Genomic DNA, 20,170 nt, shown 5'->3' with positions numbered 1-20,170 from the left:
AGGGTCAGACGGCCAACGGGGTGATCGACGCACGCGCCCGGACGTCGCCGTCGACGGTGAGCCACACGAGCATCCCGTCGCCGGTGTCGTGGTGGAACGCCTCGGTGGCGATGTGGACGGTCTCGCCGTAGGTGATCGGCTTGTCGTATTCGATGACCAGCCGATACGGGTTCTCGACCAGGTCGCCGGCCTCGGGGAACACCTCGCGCAGCGCCTGCAGGTAGATCGAGTTGTTGACGTGGTCGAGCCGGTCGGTGTCGGCGTGGCGCAGCGCGAACACGCGGCTGTCGTCCGCGGCTTCCGAGGGCTGCTGCGCGAGCCACGCCTTCCACCGCAGTCGTCGCTCGTCGGTGGTGGTCGCCAGCATCTCGAAGAAGCGGTCCTCCATGCGGCCGGGTGACTTCGTCTCCATGTTCATGTTGATCCAGAAGCCCTCGGTCTCGATGAGACCGCCCGGCTCCCCGTCGACACCGTCGCCGGTGACGCGCACGCGCATCGAGCACCAGCGCGGGGAGATCCCCGCGCACCACCGCCACAACTGGACGGTGTCGGGCCAGGCGATGGGACGGATGACGTCCATGACCGTGCGGCGGACGATCCAGAACTTGTGCGACTCGAAAGCTCCCGCGTCGACCAGGTGCTGGGCGCCGGCCTCCTGCAGGTAGCGCGCGACACCGTCGACGCTGAGCCGCTCGTGCTGATCGATGTCGGCGCTCGACAACGGCCAGGAGGTGTGGAAGACGTAGCCCTCGGAGGGCAGGTCGGCGAGGCGATCGGTGAGAGGCATCGCCGCCTAGTCTGGCAACTCCGTGATCGAGGCGTGGGACCGGGACTCGCCGTCGACGGAGATCCAGATCAGCACACCGGTCTCGATCGGCGCGGTGGTGATGTGGACCTCCTCGCCGACCATGATCGGGGTGTCGAACTCGACGACGAGTCGGTGCGGGCGGCTGATCAGCTCGGCGACCTCCGGGTACACCTCGGCCACCATCTGCCAGTAGATGGCGTTGGTGACATGACCGAATCGGTCGGTGTCGGTGCGACGGATCTGGAACGTGCGGTCGGACTCGGGCGGCATCGGCTCGCGGATGGACGGCGTCCACCGCAGACGCGTGTCGTCGGCAGTGGTGGACAGACGCTCGATGACGTGGTCGCTCATGCGGCCGATCCCGCGGGTCTCGATGTTGATGTTGATCCAGAACCCGACGGTCTCCACGAGGCCGCCGTTCTCCCCCTCGATGCGGACGCGCATGTCGCACCAGCGGTTGGACAGTGCCGAACACCAGCGGGAGACCGTCACCGTGTCGGGCCAGCTGATCGGCTCGATGATGTCGATCACGGTCCGGCGCGCGATCCAGAACTGGTGGTCGGCGAGCGCCTCCCCGTCGGAGAGGTGCAGCGCGCCGGCCTCCTGGAGGTAGCGGGCGACGGAGTCGGCGCCGAGCACCTCGGCCTCGTTCATGTCGCTGGTGCGGACAGGCCACTGCGTCGTGAAGACGTAGCCGTGATCGGGCTTGGCCTGGAGCTGCTCGGTGAGCGGCATGGATCTCCCGGGGACGTCGGTCGCGCTGTCCGCCTGAACGTACCCGCGCGACGACGGGCCGGACGGCCCTCTCGTGACCCGTTGTCACGGGTCACGACAGGCTCAGGGCAGCAGGATGATCTTGCCGATCGGATGGGATGCCTGCAGCAGACGGTGCGCGTCCGCCACATCGGACAGCGGGAACGTCGCGGCGACCGGGCTGACGAGTCGACCGGCCTCGACGAGGCCGAGGAGGTCGGCTCGCGCGGCGTCCCGACGACGGGCACTGTCGGGGTCGGACCCGCCGATACCGACGATGCCGTCGGACTCGACCCGGCCGAACGCCGCGACCGTGACGATCCGGCTCCGGTCGATCCCGAGCCCGAGCGAGCTGTCGATCGCCTCGTCGGTGCCGACGGCGTCGTAGGCGGCGGTGATGCCGTCGGGGGCCAGTTCCCGAAGCCGGTCGGTCAGGCCGGGTCCGTAGGTCGTCGGTTCCGCACCGAGTCCGCGCAGGACGTCGTGGTTCTCCGTCCGCGCCGTGGCGATGACCCGTGCGCCGCGGATGCGTGCCAGTTGCACCACCAGCAGGCCCACCGCGCCGGAGCCGCCGTGCACGACGACGGTGTCGCCCTCGGTCACGGCCGTGACCTCGAGACCGTCGTGCGCGGTCGTGGCCACCAGGAGCAGCCCCGCGGCGACCTCCCAGGACACCCCTGCGGGCTTCGGCACGATCGCCGACGCCGGTTGCACGCTGCTCGCCGCGTAGGTACCCGAACCGCGGAACACGACCACCTCGTCACCGACGGCGATCGACCCGTAGGGGCCCTCGGTGTCCGGGCCGACGGCGGCGATGACACCCGCGCCCTCGAAACCCACGCGGTGCGGCAGGTCCGGCGGGGTCCCCATCGCGCCGCTGTAGATCTTGTGGTCGACGGGATTGGTGCCGACCGCTTGGAAGTCGACGACGACCTCGCCGGGAGCGGGGTCGGGCACCTCGACGTCGCGGACCTCGAGGACCTCGGGACCGCCCAGGGCGGTGGCGAACACGGTTGCACTCATGTGGCGGTGAACGCGGGGTCGCCGTGAAGGCTTCCCCTGGGCCGGTCGGGGCACGTGTGCGGTGTCGTTGGTGCTGATGTGGCTTCCGGGGTGTCGGAGGCGGTAGTAGATTGCTCAAGCATGTCGGGCCGGGTGGGGGAGAGCGCATGACGCCCGTGTACCGCTCCGCGCTCGGCAGCGACTTCCTCAAGCTGCACCCGAACATCCAGTGGCGCTACGGCGTGGACTCGACGTCCGGTGTCGCGCAGGTGACGAGCGGCATCGTCGAGTCGGTCTACTGCACCTCCAAGCTGACACCGCCGGTGCTGCGCATGTTCCGGCGCCGCAACGTCATGCCGACGACGACGAGCCGCCTGGTCCCGTTCTTCATGGACAACTACTGCTACACCGACGAGCGGGGTCGGGAGAACCTCGCCGTCATCCGCCGCTTCGCCTACTCCAACGGCGAACAGCGGCTCCACTCGTTGCTCGTGAACGGCTCGTCGGGTCTGGTCGACTACTTCGGCGACGGACCCGACATGTTGATCCCGCTCAACCCGCGGGTGGGTCCCGGCGGGTCGCTGATCCTCGAGAGCGAACCGATGCAGATGCTCAGCCGGGGGACGCGACTCGGCATGCGCGGACTGTTCTCCACCTCCATGCGCTACGTGGAGGAGTGGGACGACGACGAACAGCGGTTCCGCCTCGACGCGACAGTCCGCAACGTGACCCTCGGCGAGATCATGCACTTCCGCGGATGGTTCACCGCCAGCGATCAGCCGTGCACCATCCACGACATCCCCGACGAGGCATGGCCTCTACGACTCGAGGACCGGGAGTAGTCCCTTCTCGCGGCGCCGCGATTCCGCGCAGGCGCCAGGCACTTCCGGGGTAGTTTGCTCCCCATGGCTGTCCATGGAACCACCGACTTCGACGTCGACGCCCCCGCATCTCTCGTCATGGAGATCCTGCTCGACGTGGAGTCCCTGCCCGACTGGTCGGGCCCGCACAAGAGCGCCGAGATCCTGGAGACCGACGACGACGGTCGTCCCACGAAGGCCAAGATGCAGGTGAGCATGTCGGGCGTCACCGACAACGAGGTGCTCGCCTACACGTGGACCGACACCAGCTGCGCGTGGGAACTGGTCGAGAGCGACCAGCTGAAGGCGCAGAAGGGGAAGTACACCGTCACCGAGAAGTCTGCGGACTCTTGCCATGTCGACTTCGAGCTCGAGGTGGACCTCAAGATCAAACTGCCCGGACTCGTCGTGAAGCAGGGTCAGAAGAAGGCCCTCGAGACGGCCAAGAAGGGTCTGACAGCAGAGGCGAAACGCCGCTCGTCCTGACCGGTCGTCGGCGACCGACCTTCGTGACCGGATCGATGCGTGTCCCGTCGGTCGGGGCCGGCGCACGCGGGTACCGTACGGATGTCCCCGCCGGGTGTCCTGCGGGTCTCTCCGAAGTCGATTGAGGTTGAACATGTTCGGGCATTCCGGTCACTCCGCACGTCACCGTCGGGCGCTGCGCGCCGCGGCTCTGGGTTTCATCGGTGCGAGTGCGGCGGGCGTGCTCGGTGTGCTGGGTGCGGGCAGCGCGAGCGCCGCGCCCCTGGTCTGCGACACCACGGGCGACCACCAGGTGAACCGAGTCGTCGGCGACGGCGCCTGCGGCGCCAAGTCCGACGCGACGTCCTCCGCACACGGTGAGGACCAGTCGGGTGCGGGCAGCGCTGTCGCGGCGGCCACGAACCGCGGACATGCCAACTCCTACAACACCGTTCCGGGCGGCACGGCACTGTCCGGGGCGAGCAACAACTCGACCGCGTACTCGGTGACCTTCGGTCCCGGCGGGTTCGCGCTGTCGCAGGCCCGCAACGGTGGCCTCACCGTCGCGATCGCCGGTATCGGTGGCCTCACCTACGCCGGCCCCGACGGCGTCCGCTGCTCGGGTGGCTTCGCCGCCGCGTACGACAGCCGCACCGGCAAGTACTGCATCGGCACGGGCCGCAACTACCTGAACAACAGCACCCGCTGAACCGCGGGCGGCGGCGGTTCACCTGGGCGCAACCTCCCGGTCGCCTCCGGGTCCTAGATTCACGCGCGTGAGCGAACTGACCGAGACCGGCCGTACGGCTCCCATCGACCTGAGCCGATCCGTCGGCCGCGACGAACTGGCCCGCTTCGTCGACCTGGCCGACACCTCGGGGTACGTCGTCGACGACTCCGACGACGACGATCCCCGCCTGATCGTCACGCGCGACCACGCCGTCGTCGACACCTGGCGCGAGGGATATCCCTACGACGAGCGGATGTCGCGCGAGGAGTACGAGCGGGAGAAGCGACTGCTGCAGATCGAGCTGCTGAAGCTGCAGAAGTGGTCCAAGGAGACCGGTGCCCGCCACGTCATCCTCTTCGAGGGGCGCGACGCCGCCGGCAAGGGCGGCACCATCAAGCGGTTCATGGAACACCTGAACCCGCGCGGTGCCCGCGTCGTGGCGTTGGAGAAGCCGTCGGAGCGGGAGTCGACGCAGTGGTACTTCCAGCGGTACGTCGCCCACCTCCCGGCCGCCGGCGAACTCGTCCTCTTCGACCGCAGTTGGTACAACCGTGCCGGTGTGGAACGGGTCATGGGGTTCTGCAGCGACAGCGCGCACGAACGCTTCATCCGGCAGGTGCCGCTCTTCGAGCAGATGCTCATCGACGACGGTGTCCATCTGGTGAAGTTCTGGTTCTCGGTCACCGCGCTGGAGCAGCGGACGCGGTTCGCCATCCGCCAGGTCGACCCGGTGCGGCAGTGGAAACTCTCCCCGATGGATCTGGCCTCGCTGGACAAGTGGGATCGGTACACGGCGGCGAAGGAGGAGATGTTCGCCGCCACCGACACCGATCTCGCACCGTGGACCGTCGTGAAGAGCAACGACAAGAAGCGTGCCCGCGTCAACGCGATGCGCCACGTCCTGAGCCTTTTCGACTACGACGGCAAGGACCTCGAGATCGTCGGTGCCCCCGACCCGCTCATCGTCGGCCGCGCCCGCGACCTGCTGGGGGAGTAGGGATCCCGGCCGGTCGACGTCACCGCATCACCGGTCCGAGGACGAGGACTTCTCTGCGCGTCGGCGATTCCAGCCCGCCGTACTCGCAGTGGGCCACGACGTGATCGCCCACGATCCGCGCCGAGGTCAGCCTGCCGCCCCCACAGGGTGACGGGGCTGTGGTGAGCGCACCGGTGCGTGCGTCCACCGAGGCCAGCACACGACGCGACGACGCCCCGCTCGTGCTGGCGGGTCCCGCCAGCGTGTCGCCCGTCGCCGTCCAATTCTGCGTCCGCGAATCCAGGCCCGCGAGATCGATGGGGACAGGGATCTGCCTGCCGGACGCGATCTCGGTCAGCGCGCTGGTCTCGGTGACTCGGTCGGTGGTCAGGACGCGGCCGGCGGCCGCGGGGGAGATCACGTCCGTCCCGGACGGGTAGGTGCGCCCGATCCGATCCGCTCCGACCGGCACCACCGCCCGCGTCTCGTCTCTCGGGTCGGCGCCGCGGATCTCGAGCAGAGCCCCGGCGGAGCCGGCGTCGGTCACTGTTCGCACGCGGTCCGTCGCACCCCGTATCCGGGTGGCCGCACCGGTGGTGAGGTCGACAGACCAGGGAACCTGGTCGCAGTCGGTGTAGATCGCGTGCCCGTCGCGCACGATCCCGTCCACGTCGCAGGTGACACTGTCGCGACCGTTCAGGGGAACCGACCATCTCGGGGTGCCGCTCCACGAGTCGACGGCGACGAGGCGAGCGTTCTCCGCGTCGTCGACGGCGCGCTCGGGGACCGGAGCGCCCTCGTACACGGCGATCACCGCCGTCCCGGAGTCCGCGCCGAGGAGTTGCGCGGTCGACGCCGTCGTCCACCTCAACCTCCCGGTGCGCACATCGAGCCCGGAGAGTCGTGACCCGACACGGACGAGGGCGACGTCGTGGTCGCTTGTCGAGTCGGCCTGCATTGACGAACCGCGCGGTCCACGAGTTGCTGGTGTACGACCCAGCGGTTCCCGATCCGTCGACCACAGCGGTGAGCCCGTTCGGAGGTCGTGCGCCGCGAGAGTCGTGCCGTCGAGGACGAGCAGACGATCCCCGACGATGCGGTCGACGCTGGTCGACGCCCGCCAGACCACCGCACGCGCGCCCGCGACAGCCGTCGACGGGTCACCGGTGGCGGCAGTCGGCTGCGAACCCGTGCGCTCCACCTCCACGGACCCCGTGGTGATCTGGGGGACACCCACCGCCACGGCGGCGACGACCACCGCGACGACGACCGAGGTGACCGTCGTGGTCAGTCCCGGGACGGGCTGTGTGACGTGCGCGAGGGCCAGGGTCGACGCGATCAGCGACACGACGGCGAGCGTGGTCGCGATGGTCGCGGCCGACACGGTCGGTGAGCCGATCGGCCCGTCGAGTACCGCGGACGCGTCGAGGAGGCGATTCCGCAGGGTCACCACGGAGAAGCACAGCGCGGCCAGTGCCAGCACACCCAGCGACATCGCGGTCAGGATCTGCGCGGTTCGGTGCAGTCGATCGGTGCCCGCCGCCACGGTCAGCGACACGACGAACGACACCACGCACATCACGACGATCATCCAGGTGGTCGTGGTCACCGATGAGTTGTCGGTGAGCACGACGCCGTCCGGCACACCTGCGACGACAGCGAGCACAGCCGCGGCGACAGACGCCGCCCCGGTTCCGACCGCGACGGATCGCGCCGCCGCGTCGACGACCCGAACGCGGCGTCGCCTCCGTCTCGAGGACACCGCCGGACCCGACATGCATTCCTCCCCGGACGCTCAGGCAACCAGAACAGTCGGAGAGCATAGCTGTACGACTGTTCGGAAGAGATGTGCAACTGCCCGCGGGCACCGGGCGTTCCGCGGAACGTCCGCGATGTTCTCGGTGCACGTTTGTACGGTGTCGGCAGGTCGAGGCTGAGGGGGAGTCGTGTCGGTGACGGCGTTGCGTTCGGTGGGCGGTGAGGGTTTGGTGTTCGACGACACCGCGCCGGGGGAGTTGACCGATGATCAACTCGGGCTGCGGATCGTCGGATGTGCGGGGCAGATCGCAGCTCTGACGGCGCGGTTCTTCGATCTGCTGGTCGAGTTCGACACCCGCCACGGCTGGTAGGGGAACGGGATCGCGTCGTGTGCGCACTGGCTGTCGTGGCGCGCCGGGATGTCGCAGCGGACCGCGCAGGATCATCTGCGGGTGGCGCACGCACTGGCCGGGTTGCCGCTGCTGCACGCGGCGTTCGCGCAGGGCACGTTGTCGTACTCGAAGATCCGCGCACTGACCCGGGTGGCCACACCCGAGAGGGAAGAGGAACTGCGCAACGTCGCACTGTCGGCATCGGCATCGGCATCTCAGGTCGAGACGCTGGTGCGGGCCCTGCGTCACATCGACCGTCGCGACATCGAGCAGCGCGAGCGGCGGATCGACTCCCAGGGCCGGTGGCGGTGGAACGAGGACGGCACCCTGTCGGTGACCATGCGGCTCGCCCCGCTCGACGGTGCCCGCTTCCTGGCCGGCGTGACCCGCGCGGAGTACGAACGCACCCGCACCCACGACGACGCCGACGTCCCCAGCCCCGCGGACAGCGCACCGGCCGAAGCGAGATCCGGCGATCCGACGACCGGTGATGCGACGTCCGATGAACCGGCATCGCGGGCTGATCTGTGGCGGGGTGTGCCGACCGACATCGCTGCCGCGGTGGTCGTCATGGCCGACACCGTCGCCGACGCGATCACGGTGCCCGAGTTCGTGCCCGGCGCCGAGATCGTCGTCCACACCAGCGACGACACCGTGTCAGATGGCGGCGCTCCTCGTCCTGTCGCCGATCCGTATCTCGACGGCGGGCCCGCGCTCGACGACGCAGAGGTCGACGAGATGTCGTGTGGTGGGTCGAGGAGGGCGGTCGCCCACAAGCGGGGACGTCCCGGGGTGGTGTTGCGGTGGGGGCGCAGGCGCCGCCTCCCGACGCGGCGCCTGCTGCGGCTGGTGTTCGAACGCGACCGCGGGTGTCGCCACCCCGGTTGCGGGAGGACCCGCCACCTGCACGCCCACCATGTGCGGTTCTGGAGCGAGGGTGGCACCACCGATCCCGACAACCTGATCCTGTTGTGCTCGACCCACCACCGGGCGCTGCACCGCGGCGAATACGGGATCGCCGCCCGCGGGCACCAGCTCTTCAGCTTCCACGCCCCCGACGGGACACTGCTCCCCGACGCGCCCACGACGCGGGCTGCCACCGGCTGGGCACCGAACCGCGCGATCGCGACAGACGGACTCGCCACCATCGGCGGGGGCACACTCGACCTCGGCTACACCACGGAAGTCCTGCACACCGCCTGGGCCTGGCGCCGACGACAGACCACCGAGACCGCCGCGTGAGCGTTCCGCGGAACGCTCGGTAGCGTTGGTCCGATGCGCACGCTCGTAGCCGGACTGGCCACCCTCGTCGCGATCGTGGCCATGGTGGTCGCACTTCCCGCGCTGTGGACCCATGAGCGGATCGTCGACCGGTCGGGGTTCATCGGGTTCGTCGAACCGATGGCGCACGACCGGCAGATCCAGGACCTCATCGCCGACGAGCTGACCCGGCAGATCACCGACCAGACGGACGCGCCGTCGATCCTGGTCGAGCCCGCGACCCGCAGGTACACCCGCAGCGACCTCTTCCCGCCGGACTTCGCCGACGTCCTGGGCCAACAGCACGACTTCCTGTTCACCGAGCCGACGACGGACGCCGAGCGGTCGGGGGTGCTCGAACTCGACCTGACCGAGATGGTGAACCGCGTGATCGCGCGGTTCGGCCTGCCGTCCTCGATCCGTCTCGACGGGCCGATCCGCATCCCCCTCGGGGAGTCGCAGCGCGACGGACTGGAGGCGGGGCGCTACGCGCACACCGGCGACCAGGTGACCCGCACCGGCTGGCTCGCCCTGGCCGTCGTCGTCATCGCCGGACTCCTGGCACTGATGGCCGCGCGTCGCCGGGGGACGACGCTGGCTCTCCTCGGGGTCGGGGCGGTGATCTCCGCAGCGGTCAGCTGGGGCGCCACCGGCATCCTCCGAAACCGTGCGCTGGACGAGTTCTCCGGTGCGGACTCGTCACCTCGTCAGGTCGCGCGGATCATCCTCGACCGCGCCGGCGACGACCTGCAGCACACCGCACTGATCACCGGCGGCGTGGGCGTCGCGGTGATCGCTGTCGGGATCCTCGGCTCACTCCTGCTCGAGCGCCGTCGCCGCTGAGTCGTCGTCACCGACGGCCCCCACGGTCTGCCACAGGAACTCGTACGCCAGAGCGGACTTGAACGCGGCCTGCCGGTTGTCCGCCGCGCCGCCGTGGCCGCCCTCGATGTTCTCGTAGTAGCGCACCGGGTGGCCCAGCTCCTCCAGCCGCGCGGTGAACTTCCGGGCGTGGCCGGGGTGGACCCGGTCGTCGCGGGTGGAGGTGGTGACCAGCAGCTCCGGGTAGTCGACGTCGGCCCGGATGCGCTGATAGGGCGAGTACTCCCGGATGAACTCCCACTCGTCGGGATCGTCGGGGTCGCCGTACTCGGCCATCCAGGACGCGCCCGCGAGGAGCAGGTGGTAGCGCCGCATGTCCAGGAGCGGCACCTGACAGACGATGGCGCCGAACAGCTCCGGGTAACTCGTCGTCATCACCCCCATGAGCAGCCCGCCATTCGAACCGCCCTGCGCGGCGAGCTGCCGATGGGTGGTGATCCCCCGGGCGACGAGGTCCCGTGCGACGGCCGCGAAATCCTCGTACGCGAGATGACGCCCGGCCTTCAGGGCGGCGGTGTGCCACTCGGGGCCGTATTCGCCGCCGCCGCGGATGTTGGCGACGACGTACACGCCGCCCCGCGTGATCCAGCTGCGTGCGGCGATCGCCGCGTAACCGGGCGTCTGCGAGATCTCGAACCCGCCGTAGCCGTAGAGCAGGGCAGGGCCCGTCTCGACATCGTCGCGGCGGACGACGAAATACGGGATCTGCGTGCCGTCGTCGGAGGTGGCGAAGAACTGCGACGCGCTGACGCCGGCCGCGTCGAAGAACTCGGGCGTCTGCTTGATCACCGAGACCGGCCCGTGGCTGGTGCCGTGCAGCAGGCTGGGCGGCGTCGTGTAGCTGCTGGCGGACAGGAAGATCTCGTCACTGGTGTCGGGGTCGGTGTCGACGACGGAGATGGTGGCCAGCTCGGGCAGTCCTGCGATCTCCCCGCGCTCCCACGTGCCGATCACCAGCGTGTGCAGGCGTGTCTGCACGTCGTGCAGGGAGACCAGCACCAGATGCGTTGCGGTGCAGCGGACATCCTGCAGGCTGGTGTGGGCGTCGGGTGTGAACAGGACGGTACCGGGGGTCGGTCCCGCCAGGAACGCCTCGTAGTCGAAGGCGACGAGTGTGCCCGCGGCGTAGGTGGTGCCCTCGCGCTCCCATGCCGATCGGGTCAACACCAAGAGCCAGTCCTCGCGGATGAGGGTGTGGCTGTCGTCGGGAACGGGCACCAGGACCGCGTCGTCGGCGCGGAGTTCCGCGGTCTCCTGGTGGAAGAAGTCCACGGCGCGGACCGCGAAATCCCGTTCGTGACCGGGGGTGTGGTCGTGGCTGACCTGGACGGCGACGTCGGAGGTGGCGCCGACGAACACGGTCTGCGCCTCCGCGAGGGCCGTTCCGCGGCGCCACCGCTTGACCACCCGGGGGTAGCCGGAGTCGGTGAGTGACGGGTCGCCGTCGTCGTGGACTCCGAAGTCGGTGCCGACGAAGACGGTGTCGCGGTCGATCCAGCCGATGTCCGACTTCGCCTCGGGCAGAGCGAATCCGGCGTCGTCGCCGTCGGGGTCGACCCAGGTGCGGGTGGTGAGGTCGAACTCCCGCACCACGGCCGCGTCCGCCCCGCCGCGCGACAGCGAGATCAACGCACGCTCGTGGTCGGGCGGGAGCACCGACGCGCTCTGCCACACCCAGTTCTCGCCGTCGGCCTCCGCGACCTCGTCGAGGTCGACGAGGACCTCCCACTCCGGCGCGTCGGTCCGGTAGGACTCCATCGTCGTGCGGCGCCACAGGCCGCGGACGTTGGTCGCGTCGCGCCAGAAGTTGTACAGGTGCTCACCGCGGCGCCGCACGTACGGGATGCGCTGGTCGGTGTCGAGGACCTCCAACGCACCGGACTCGAGTTCGGTGAACCGGGGGGAGTGGGTCAGCGCCTCCACGGTCGGCTGGTTGTGGCTGCGCACCCACTCGAGTGCGTCGTCGCCGGTGACGTCCTCCAGCCAGCGGTACGGGTCGTCGTCGACGAGTGTGGTCGGGGCGGAGGAGGTGGTCGTCGCGTCGGTCACCCGGTCCATTGTCCCCCTGCCCGGATCACCGACCGAAGCGCCGCCGCAGTTCCGGGTCCGCCTCCCACCACAGTCCGCCGGTGGCCGGTTCCGCACCGGCGGACACGGGCTCCGCCGCCGCGGTGACCTCCTCCGCGTCGAGGGCGGCGTCGACCTCCGTTGCCGCGACCTCCTGCTCGGCGCGGAACCGTCCGAACAGCGCGAGCAGGAAGGGCAACCCGACGACGTCGCCGAGGACCCAGAGGATCCCGGCCCCGATGATCTGGTCGGTGCGCAGCGACGGCCCCCACGTGCGGTCGAGGGTGGCGTAGTAGGTGTGCGCGATGTCGGGGCCCTGCCAGATCACGACGCCGAGCAACCCGTCGCCGATCGTCTCGGCCAGGGTGATCAGCAGCGACAGCGACTGCGGCCGTCGGCGCGGCACGGGATCGACCTGGAGGCGGGTCACGAAGTAGCCCAGGCCGACGGCGACGAAGAACAGTCGCGTGAGGACGTCGAGTGCGTCCCCGCGGAGCACCGCGGTGTACCAGGGCGTCAGATAGAACAGCCATGGCGTGACCAGGATCGTCCCCGACGTGACGGCGGGATGCGTGAGCATCCGGGCGGCGCGCGAGCCGAGGACGCGGTCGAACCGGTCGCGCCCGCCGGCGGCGAGTGAGTCCCGCAGCACGGTCAGCGGCATGCCGAGGGCGAGTCCGAACGGGGCCACGAGCAGCAGCAGCACCACCTGCAATGCGCGGACCCAGAACAGGGTGTCGGCGTAGGCGCCGACAGAACTCACCGTCGACAGCGCCCACACGCCGACCCCCAGCAGGGAGAAGACGAGGCCCCGGCCGAGGGACACCTGCGACCGTCGCCAGCACCACCAGTAGCCGACGAGGACGACCACACAGATCGCCGCGGTGACGAGGTCGAGATGGCCTGTCGTGAGGGCGGTCTCGACGGTCAACGGGCGTGGCACGGAACCGAGTGTGCGCCGGTCTGCGCGCCCGCCGCCACCGGCGCGGGGCTTACGCGGTGATTGTCGCGTTCTCCTCGCGCGGCTGCGGGGAGTCCTCGCGCAACGGGCATCGCGTCTGGGTGTAGATGGTCGGCATGCACTGGTTGCAGTGGGTGCACAGCGACCGCGTCGACGGATCCGCCGCGATGCGCAGCGGCAGGTCCGGCTCGCGCAGCAGGGCGCGGCCCATGGCGACGAAGTCGAAACCCTCGGCGAGCGCGAGGTCCATCGACGGCCGGTCGGTGACGCCGCCGAGCAGGATCAGCGGCAGGGACACGGCCTCGCGGAGTTGCCGCGCCAGGGGCAGGAGATAGGCCGGGCTGTACGGGTAGCGACGCAGGAACACGGGCCCCGCGGCGCGCAGGCCCCACCGCAGGACGCCGTGGAAGGTCGCCGCGAACTCGCGCCGTGGTGCGTCGCCGTGGAACAGGTACATCGGGTTCAGCAGAGAACTGCCCGCGGTGGGCTCGAAGGCGTCGAGGTGCCCGTCGCGTTCGAGCAGACGCGCCACCTCGCAGGCGTCGTCGGGCATGAGGCCGCCCGGGACCCCGTCGTACATGCCGAGTTTGGCCCACACCGCGACGGTGTCGCCGACCTCCTCACGGACGGCTTCCGCCATCTCCCGTGCGAACCGTGCCCGTGCGACCACCGATCCGCCGTACCCGTCGTGGCGGCGGTTGAGCAGCGGACTGAGGAAGCTGCTCGCGAGGTAGTTGTGGCCGAAGTGCAGCTCGAGGGCGTCGAAGCCGCTGTCGACGGCGATCCGTGCGCCACGCCTCGCCGTCCGGAGCAGCTCGCCGATCTCCTCGAGCGACGGGCGCCGGCACACCGCCATCGACGACGGCGCCATCCCCATCGGCGCCGGTATGCGGGAGGGTGCCAGCGCTCGGGCCCGGTTGGAGAGCGGGTTCGCGACAGGCCCCGCGTGGCCGATCTGTGCCGCGGCCAACGCGCCCTCGGAGTGGATGGCATCGGTCAGACGGCGCAGACCCGGCGCCGCCTCGGGCCGGAGCCAGATCTGGTGCCGGTCGGTGCGTCCCTCGGGGCTGATGGCGAGGTAGGCGACGGTCGACATGGCGACGCCCCCGGCCGCCACCTCCCGGTGGAACTCGACGAGTTCGTCGGTCACCAGGGCGTCGGGCGTCCGTCCCTCGAACGTGGCGCACTTGATGAGCCGATTGCGCAGATGCAGGGGTCCGAGCGGGGCGGGATCGAACGGTGACGCGACCATCCCTCGACGGTAACCCACGAACGAGAACGTGTTCTAGAAACACCGGGTACGACGGTGTTCGCCCTGCGCGATCCCGCCTGCGTGTGAGGTGGTGCGCAACGTAGGGTGAGCGACGTGGCTGAACACTTCGACACAGTTGTCCTCGGCGCAGGTCCGGGTGGGTACGTCGCCGCGATCCGGTGCGCCCAACTCGGCCAGAAGGTCGCCGTCATCGAGGAGAAGTACTGGGGCGGTGTGTGCCTGAACGTCGGGTGCATCCCGTCGAAGGCGCTCCTGCGGAACGCGGAGCTCGCGCACATCTTCCACACGCAGGCGAAGACGTTCGGCATGTCCGGTGACGTCACCTTCGACTTCGGCGCGGCGTTCGATCGCAGCCGCAAGGTGTCGGACGGCATCGTCAAGGGCGTCCACTTCCTGATGAAGAAGAACAAGATCACCGAGATCGACGGCTACGGCGTGTTCACCGACGCCAAGACGATCACCGTCCGTCCGAGCAGCGAAGCGGATTCGGCCCCTGACACAGACGACCGTGAGGTCACCTTCGACAACGTCATCATCGACACCGGCTCCTACGTGAAGCTGCTGCCGGGCGTGGAGCTGTCCGACAACGTCGTCACCTACGAGTCGCAGATCCTCACGCGCGAGCTGCCGGAGTCGATCGTGATCGTGGGTGCCGGCGCGATCGGCATGGAGTTCGGCTACGTGCTGGCGAACTATGGCGTCGACGTGACGATCATCGAGTTCCTCGACCGGGTGCTGCCCAACGAGGACGCCGACTCCTCGAAGGAGCTCGCCAAGCAGTACAAGAAGCTCGGCGTGAAGATCCTGACGTCGACGAAGGTGAACAAGGTCGACGACCAGGGCTCGCAGGTCGTCGTCTCCTACACCGACGCGAAGGGCAACGACGACTCCGTCACCGTCGACAAGGTGATGATGAGCGTCGGGTTCGCCCCGCGCGTCGAGGGATACGGCCTCGACAAGACCGGTGTCGAGCTGACCGACCGCGGCGCCATCGCGATCGACGAGTTCATGCGCACCAACGTCGACGGCATCTACGCGATCGGTGATGTCACCGCGAAGCTCATGCTCGCCCACGTCGCCGAGGCGCAGGGCGTCGTCGCGGCCGAGACCATCGCCGGCGTGGAGACCATGCCGCTGGGCGACTACCGGATGATGCCTCGTGCGACCTTCTGTCAGCCGCAGGTCGCGTCGTTCGGCCTCACCGAGGCGCAGGCGAAGGAAGAGGGCCACGACGTCAAGGTGACGTCGTTCCCGTTCACCGCGAACGGCAAGGCGCAGGGGCTGGGCGAGCCCGGCGGGTTCGTCAAGCTCATCACGGACACCGAGAACGACGAACTGCTCGGCGCACACCTCGTGGGGGACAACGTCTCCGAGATGCTCCCGCAGCTGACCCTCGCGCAGAAGTGGGACCTCACGGCCAAGGAACTCGCTCGCAACGTGCACACGCACCCGACGATGTCCGAGGCGATGCAGGAGACGTTCCACGGCGCGATCGGTCACATGATCAACCTCTGACGGCATCCGGCGGCGGAGGTGTGGTGATCACGGGTGCCGACCGCGTCCGCGAGTGGACGCCCGGGTTCGCCGTCGACATCCGCCGCACGCTGGGGCTGCACAAACGGGGTGGGTCGGACCCGGCCTATCGCGTACGGCCCGACGGATCCGTGTGGCGGACCAGCCACACGCCCGACGGCCCGGGCACGTTGGCAATCACGCGGCGCTCCGGCGTCATCACCGGTCACGGCTGGGGGCCCGGTGCCGAGTGGTTGCTCGACCACCTGCCGTCGCTGCTCGGCGCCGACGACGATCCGTCCGCGCTCGTCGCCCGTGATCCCGTTGTCGCGCAACTGATGCGGCGTGCGGAGAACTCGGGCATCCGGCTGGGACGGACCGACCGTGTGTGGGAGGCGTTCGTACCCGCGGTCCTCGAGCAGAAGGTCGTCGGCAAGGAGGCGTGGCGCGCCTGGCGTCACCTGCTGCGCCGCTTCGGCGAACCGGCACCGGGTGCCCCCGACATGCACGTGTGCCCGCCGCAGCGTGACTGGGCGGCCATCCCGTCGTGGGAATGGCATCTGGCCGGCGCGGAGCCGGTCCGGATGCGGACGATCCGACGCGGCGTCACCGTCGACGTCGAGCGTCACCACGAGCACCTGCGGTCGCTGCACGGCGTCGGTCGATGGACGGAGTCCGAGGTGCGGTGTCGAGCTCTCGGTGACCCCGACGTCGTCCCCGTCGGCGACTACCACGTGTGCAAGACGGTCGGGCAGACGCTGATCGGGCGTCCCGTCGACGACGCCGGGATGCTCGAACTGCTCGAACCCTATCGGGGACAACGGTATCGGGTGGTGCGGCTCATCGAGATGTACGGCGTCCGGCCGGAACGGCACGGCGCCCGGATGTCGGTGCGCGACTACCGCGGTCTGTAGCGGTTCAGCCGATCGGGGAGTCGCGGATCTCCAGGTCGCGTCCCACGGCGCGACGCAGCGAGAAGCGTCGGTGGTGGGGATCCCAGGCGCGGTTGACGGGCAGTTTCACCATCGTCACGAGGACCGACACGGTGTTGACGACGGAGGCGATGCCGACCATCCCCCACCGCCCGTGGACGGCGTAGGTCCGCGGCCCGCACATCGCGTACCGGATGATGCTGCGCGGGCTGGACAGGAGCCGTCGCCCCGAGACGACCGCCGACATCCCGGGGACGACGACGGTGTGGTGCCCGTGCTCGCGCAGCAACAGCCATCGGTCGAGGTCCTCGAACACGTCGGACCGGGTACTCACCTGCCCCGCGATGTCCTCCCACGCAGATCGGCGGATCGCGGAGTTGGCGCCGCTGAGCCCGGGCGCCCGGAGCGGGATCCCACGGGCGAGGCGCGCGTGCGCCGTGGACTCGAGGCGACGGTGCAGGAACCGGTAGGGCCTCTGGAACGGGAGATCCCACATCGGCATGGGTGCGGTCCCCGCCATGACCTCGGGGTGACCGGCGAACGTCGCCGCGACCGCGGCGGCCCACCCCGGCTCGACGAGTGTGTCGCAGTCGAGACTCGCGATGATCTCCCCGCGCGTCTCGGCGAAACCGCGGTACCGGGCGTGCGCGACCCCGGGCCGTGGCTCGTGGACGAGCCGGATCCGTGGGTCGGTGTCGGCGGCTCGCCGCACCAGGTCCGCGGTGTCGTCGGTGCTCGCGTTGTCGACCACGACGATCTCGATGACGTCGTCACCCTGCTGCGACACCCGCTGCAGACACCGCTCGATCCCGCGGCCCTCGTTGAAGGCGGGGATGACCACGGAGATCGACACCGCCCAACGATAGGGGTGCCGCAGCACGGTTCGTCCGCGGACTGCCCTACGAGCCTGCGGAGACGGCGTCGAAGGCGAGGATGGCCGATCGCGTCTGCGTGATCGACCGCGGCTGCGTCATGTCGAGCCCGATCGTCGCGGCCACCCGTGACATCCGGTTGTCGACGGTGTTGGGGTGCACCGCGAGTCGGCGGGCTGTCTCCCGGCGGTTCATCCCGCACGACATGTGGACCCGCAGGGTCGTCAGCAGGTCCTCGTGCGACCGCAGCGGTTCGATGAGGGCGGCGAGACCGTCGCGTGCCGGGCCCGGTCGGGTCATCTGGTACTCGATGACCAGATCGTCCATCGTGTACAGGCCGGGCCCACGACCCACCGCGCGCGCCAGGTCGAGGAGCTCGTCGGCACGGGCGACGAGCTCGGGGACCTCACCGGCGTCGCCGATGACCAGGGTGCACAGCAACGGTGTCGCGATGGCGTCACCGATGGCCTCGACGACGTCCGGCGAGATCGCGTCCTCGCGGGACCGGAACGGGATGACCGTGGTGCCACCCGCCCCGCTGATCACCGAGAGGGCCGCCGGGCCGAGGGCGTCGGCCACCGCCCTTGCGAGCGTCGCGCCGGCCGGGCCCGTGCCGTTCGCGGCGTCGAGGGGGGCGAGCGAGAGCACCTGGTACCGGTCGGCGACGGGCAGCCCGACATCGGCGGCGCGGCGGACGTCGACGTCACCGCGGATCACCGCGGCGACGAACTGCTCGTGCGGTGTCCGCGACGGGTGCGACTGCTCGAGCGCGGAGGCCTCCGCCACGATCGCCGAGACCTCCGACAGCAGCGAGCAGCGGATGTCCACGATCGCCGTCATGGTGCGGCGCGCGATGTCGACGTCGTCGATGGTGCGGGCGGCCGTGTCGGCGACCGCGTCGACACCGGCGCCGATGACGAGGACCGCACTCGACAGGGGGACACCGGCGCGCGCCCAGTCGGTGAACGCGGCGCGGATCCTGCGGCACGGGGTCGCGTCCGCGAGGTGTGGACGGAGGAACGACACGTCGTCGAGGGTGCGGCGCACCGCGGCGTCGAGGGTCGCGCGACCCTGCCGCGTCAGCGCGAGAGCGGTGTCACCGGAGCGCGGTGGACCACCGGCGACACCGGCAGCCACCACCGTGCGGACGAGCATGCCCAGGATGTCGGGCCAGTCGTCGCGGTCGCGGCACGCTCGTGCGAGCGCCCCGAAACCCGTTGTCGCGGTGGCCATGGCCTTGTCGGACTGCATCAGATCGAACCCCCGAGTTCGCACACCCTCCCCGGCGTGTGTGATCACGGTAACTCACCTGACACCTGTTGAGCCAGCGTTGGAAGGAACGGGGTGCGGAATCCGTCTCAGTGCGCGCGGGGCGGTGCGGTGGCGACCACGTACTGGCCCTGTCCGGTGATCGTCTGGCGGATGTCGACCATCCCCGCGGCGGCGAGGCGCGCCGTGATCTCGCGGCGACCGAACACCCGATACCCACCGATCGCACCGACGATGCGGGTCGGCGGCAGCGCGGTCAGGGCGGTGCGCACCGACGTGAAGATCGCGATCTCGCCGCCCGGTGCGAGCACGCGCACCATCTCGTCGATCACCTGCATCGGCTCGGAGATGAGGTACAGCGCCGCGAGACAGCTGACCGTGTCGAAGGTGCCGTCGGCGAACGGGAGCCGATGCGCGTCACCGCGGACGTAGACCGCGCGCGGTGCGGCGTTGTCGGCGACAGCGCGCCCGAGCATCGGGGCGGAGAAGTCGAGCCCGACGCAGACCCCGTCGCCGGTGAGGTCGCGCGCGAACTGCGCCGTGTACGTCCCGGGGCCGCAGGCGACGTCGAGGATGCGGCGGTCACCGCCGCGCGCGAGGCGGTCGGTCAGTTCCTTCCCGGCGATCAGGGTCGAGGTGCCCCCGAGCGAGAAGAGCCGGGTGAAGGTGGGCCGCCACGCGCGTTCGTAGACCGCGGCGAACACGGGGTTCTCCATCAGACGCTGACTGGGCGAGGAGCCCGAGCGCTGCTTCTCGAGGAGGTCGAGGTAGCCGGCGGAGTCGTCGCGGACGTCGTCGGTGAGCAACGCGCGGACGGCGTCGACGCTGGCGGCGTCGGTCACCGGTCGCGCTCGATGCGCAGCGTCCCGATGGTGGTCGCGAGGGAGTCGTAGTTGCCGACCAGCAGCAGCAGGCCGATGCGCTCGCGCTCGGTGAGGTGTCGGCTCAGGTCGGTCCAGGTCGCGTCGGCGATGTCGCGGTTGCCGACGAGCTCGTCGACGGCGGTGAGGATCGCGCGATCACGGTCGCCGCCGACGGCGTCGGGCCCGGTCCGGATGCGCTCGGCCAGGTCGCCGTCGATCCCCGCCCGCTTGCCCAGTCGCAGGTGGTGGTCGAGTTCGTAGGCGCAGTCGCGCAGGTGGGCGACACGGATGATGATCATCTCGGTGTCGCGTCGGCTCAACGGTCCGAACGGCATCAGCCGCGCCGAGTGGTGCAGCCAGCCGCGGAACAGTCCGCCGGTGCGGCCGAGGGTCGAGAAGATGTGCATGTCGGGGACGCCGACGACCCGGGACGCGACGCGGCAGAACGCCCAGTTGAGGGGACCCAGCTCACGCAGGTTCCCGGGGGCGATACGAGGGGTGGTCATGGAGGCCTCTCGGGCGGTCGAGGATCAGG

The 20,170-nt window shown here is 70.0% G+C and carries 20 protein-coding genes; 9 read left to right on the top strand and 11 right to left on the bottom strand.

The genetic code is table 11. The features are described 5' to 3' along the window. Window positions 1-4: 4 nt before the first annotated feature. The 3 genes from LX14_RS04215 to LX14_RS04205 form a co-directional block, all read right to left on the bottom strand. Window positions 5-787 carry an acyl-[acyl-carrier-protein] thioesterase gene (locus LX14_RS04215; RefSeq protein WP_253646011.1) on the bottom strand — a complete coding sequence of 261 codons (783 nt, stop codon included), beginning with the start codon at window positions 785-787 and terminating at the stop codon, window positions 5-7. Between the two features lie 6 nt (window positions 788-793). After that, entirely contained in the window at window positions 794-1,543 is a 750-nt protein-coding gene (locus LX14_RS04210; protein WP_253646010.1) for an acyl-[acyl-carrier-protein] thioesterase, read from the bottom strand. Between the two features lie 102 nt (window positions 1,544-1,645). Further along, a complete protein-coding gene (locus LX14_RS04205; protein WP_253646009.1) occupies window positions 1,646-2,584 on the bottom strand; it encodes a quinone oxidoreductase family protein in 939 nt (312 codons plus the stop codon). A 146-nt stretch (window positions 2,585-2,730) separates the two neighbouring features. On the opposite strand from LX14_RS04205, the gene LX14_RS04200 reads away from it, so the two are divergent. The 4 genes from LX14_RS04200 to ppk2 all read left to right on the top strand — a co-directional run bounded on the left by LX14_RS04200 (window position 2,731) and on the right by ppk2 (window position 5,615). Next, the gene (locus LX14_RS04200) at window positions 2,731-3,405 is read left to right on the top strand and encodes a DUF4166 domain-containing protein (RefSeq protein WP_253646008.1); all 675 of its coding nucleotides are present in this window, start codon (window positions 2,731-2,733) and stop codon (window positions 3,403-3,405) included. Window positions 3,406-3,468: 63 nt separating this feature from the next. After that, a complete protein-coding gene (locus LX14_RS04195) occupies window positions 3,469-3,909 on the top strand; it encodes an SRPBCC family protein (protein ID WP_253646007.1) in 441 nt (146 codons plus the stop codon). 133 nt (window positions 3,910-4,042) lie between these two features. Next, a complete protein-coding gene (locus LX14_RS04190) occupies window positions 4,043-4,597 on the top strand; it encodes a DUF6764 family protein (protein WP_253646006.1) in 555 nt (184 codons plus the stop codon). Window positions 4,598-4,664: 67 nt separating this feature from the next. Next, window positions 4,665-5,615: a polyphosphate kinase 2 gene (ppk2, locus tag LX14_RS04185; protein ID WP_372505246.1), complete on the top strand. Its 951-nt coding sequence runs from the start codon at window positions 4,665-4,667 to the stop codon at window positions 5,613-5,615. A 19-nt stretch (window positions 5,616-5,634) separates the two neighbouring features. Here the strand turns inward: ppk2 and LX14_RS04180 are convergent, their stop codons facing one another. Further along, entirely contained in the window at window positions 5,635-7,371 is a 1,737-nt protein-coding gene (locus tag LX14_RS04180; RefSeq protein WP_253646005.1) for a PQQ-binding-like beta-propeller repeat protein, read from the bottom strand. Between the two features lie 175 nt (window positions 7,372-7,546). Here LX14_RS04180 and LX14_RS20860 point away from each other — a divergent pair, with 175 nt between their 5' ends. From LX14_RS20860 to LX14_RS04170, 3 genes are all read left to right on the top strand, one after another. Next, the gene (locus LX14_RS20860; protein WP_308214069.1) at window positions 7,547-7,723 is read left to right on the top strand and encodes a hypothetical protein; all 177 of its coding nucleotides are present in this window, start codon (window positions 7,547-7,549) and stop codon (window positions 7,721-7,723) included. Window positions 7,724-7,804: 81 nt separating this feature from the next. Continuing rightward, window positions 7,805-8,986, top strand: a complete 1,182-nt coding sequence (locus tag LX14_RS04175) for an HNH endonuclease signature motif containing protein (protein ID WP_308214068.1) — start codon at window positions 7,805-7,807, stop codon at window positions 8,984-8,986. A gap of 33 nt (window positions 8,987-9,019) precedes the next feature. Next, window positions 9,020-9,847, top strand: coding sequence for an O-antigen ligase family protein (locus LX14_RS04170; RefSeq protein ID WP_253646004.1), 828 nt, complete (start codon window positions 9,020-9,022; stop codon window positions 9,845-9,847). Here LX14_RS04170 and LX14_RS04165 read toward each other — a convergent pair. From LX14_RS04165 to LX14_RS04155, 3 genes are read right to left on the bottom strand one after another with little or no spacing between them, the layout of a single operon-like run. Next, window positions 9,818-11,944 carry a prolyl oligopeptidase family serine peptidase gene (locus LX14_RS04165; protein ID WP_301283156.1) on the bottom strand — a complete coding sequence of 709 codons (2,127 nt, stop codon included), beginning with the start codon at window positions 11,942-11,944 and terminating at the stop codon, window positions 9,818-9,820. The genes LX14_RS04170 and LX14_RS04165 overlap by 30 nt on opposite strands. Before the next feature lie 16 nt (window positions 11,945-11,960). Further along, a complete protein-coding gene (locus LX14_RS04160) occupies window positions 11,961-12,896 on the bottom strand; it encodes a cytochrome c oxidase assembly protein (RefSeq protein WP_253646002.1) in 936 nt (311 codons plus the stop codon). Window positions 12,897-12,945: 49 nt separating this feature from the next. Beyond that, complete coding sequence (locus LX14_RS04155; protein WP_253646001.1) at window positions 12,946-14,166, bottom strand: NADH:flavin oxidoreductase; 1,221 nt, start codon at window positions 14,164-14,166, stop codon at window positions 12,946-12,948. Window positions 14,167-14,280: 114 nt separating this feature from the next. On the opposite strand from LX14_RS04155, the gene lpdA reads away from it, so the two are divergent. Together lpdA and LX14_RS04145 are read left to right on the top strand one after the other, a co-directional pair. Continuing rightward, a complete protein-coding gene (gene lpdA, locus LX14_RS04150) occupies window positions 14,281-15,702 on the top strand; it encodes a dihydrolipoyl dehydrogenase (protein ID WP_253646000.1) in 1,422 nt (473 codons plus the stop codon). Between the two features lie 26 nt (window positions 15,703-15,728). Beyond that, the gene (locus LX14_RS04145; RefSeq protein WP_253647881.1) at window positions 15,729-16,613 is read left to right on the top strand and encodes a DNA-3-methyladenine glycosylase family protein; all 885 of its coding nucleotides are present in this window, start codon (window positions 15,729-15,731) and stop codon (window positions 16,611-16,613) included. A gap of 4 nt (window positions 16,614-16,617) precedes the next feature. On the opposite strand, the gene LX14_RS04140 is transcribed toward LX14_RS04145, so the two are convergent. The 4 genes from LX14_RS04140 to LX14_RS04125 all read right to left on the bottom strand — a co-directional run bounded on the left by LX14_RS04140 (window position 16,618) and on the right by LX14_RS04125 (window position 20,141). After that, the gene (locus tag LX14_RS04140; RefSeq protein WP_253645999.1) at window positions 16,618-17,484 is read right to left on the bottom strand and encodes a glycosyltransferase family 2 protein; all 867 of its coding nucleotides are present in this window, start codon (window positions 17,482-17,484) and stop codon (window positions 16,618-16,620) included. Between the two features lie 46 nt (window positions 17,485-17,530). Further along, entirely contained in the window at window positions 17,531-18,754 is a 1,224-nt protein-coding gene (locus tag LX14_RS04135) for a PucR family transcriptional regulator (RefSeq protein ID WP_253645998.1), read from the bottom strand. A 107-nt stretch (window positions 18,755-18,861) separates the two neighbouring features. Next, complete coding sequence (locus tag LX14_RS04130; RefSeq protein ID WP_253647880.1) at window positions 18,862-19,488, bottom strand: class I SAM-dependent methyltransferase; 627 nt, start codon at window positions 19,486-19,488, stop codon at window positions 18,862-18,864. A 122-nt stretch (window positions 19,489-19,610) separates the two neighbouring features. Continuing rightward, window positions 19,611-20,141 carry a carboxymuconolactone decarboxylase family protein gene (locus tag LX14_RS04125; RefSeq protein ID WP_253645997.1) on the bottom strand — a complete coding sequence of 177 codons (531 nt, stop codon included), beginning with the start codon at window positions 20,139-20,141 and terminating at the stop codon, window positions 19,611-19,613. Window positions 20,142-20,170 lie beyond the last annotated feature (29 nt).

Origin of the sequence: Williamsia deligens (genome assembly GCF_024171765.1) — a bacterium.
GTDB lineage: Bacteria > Actinomycetota > Actinomycetes > Mycobacteriales > Mycobacteriaceae > Williamsia_A > Williamsia_A deligens.
This window is presented reverse-complemented; position numbering and strand designations above follow the sequence as displayed.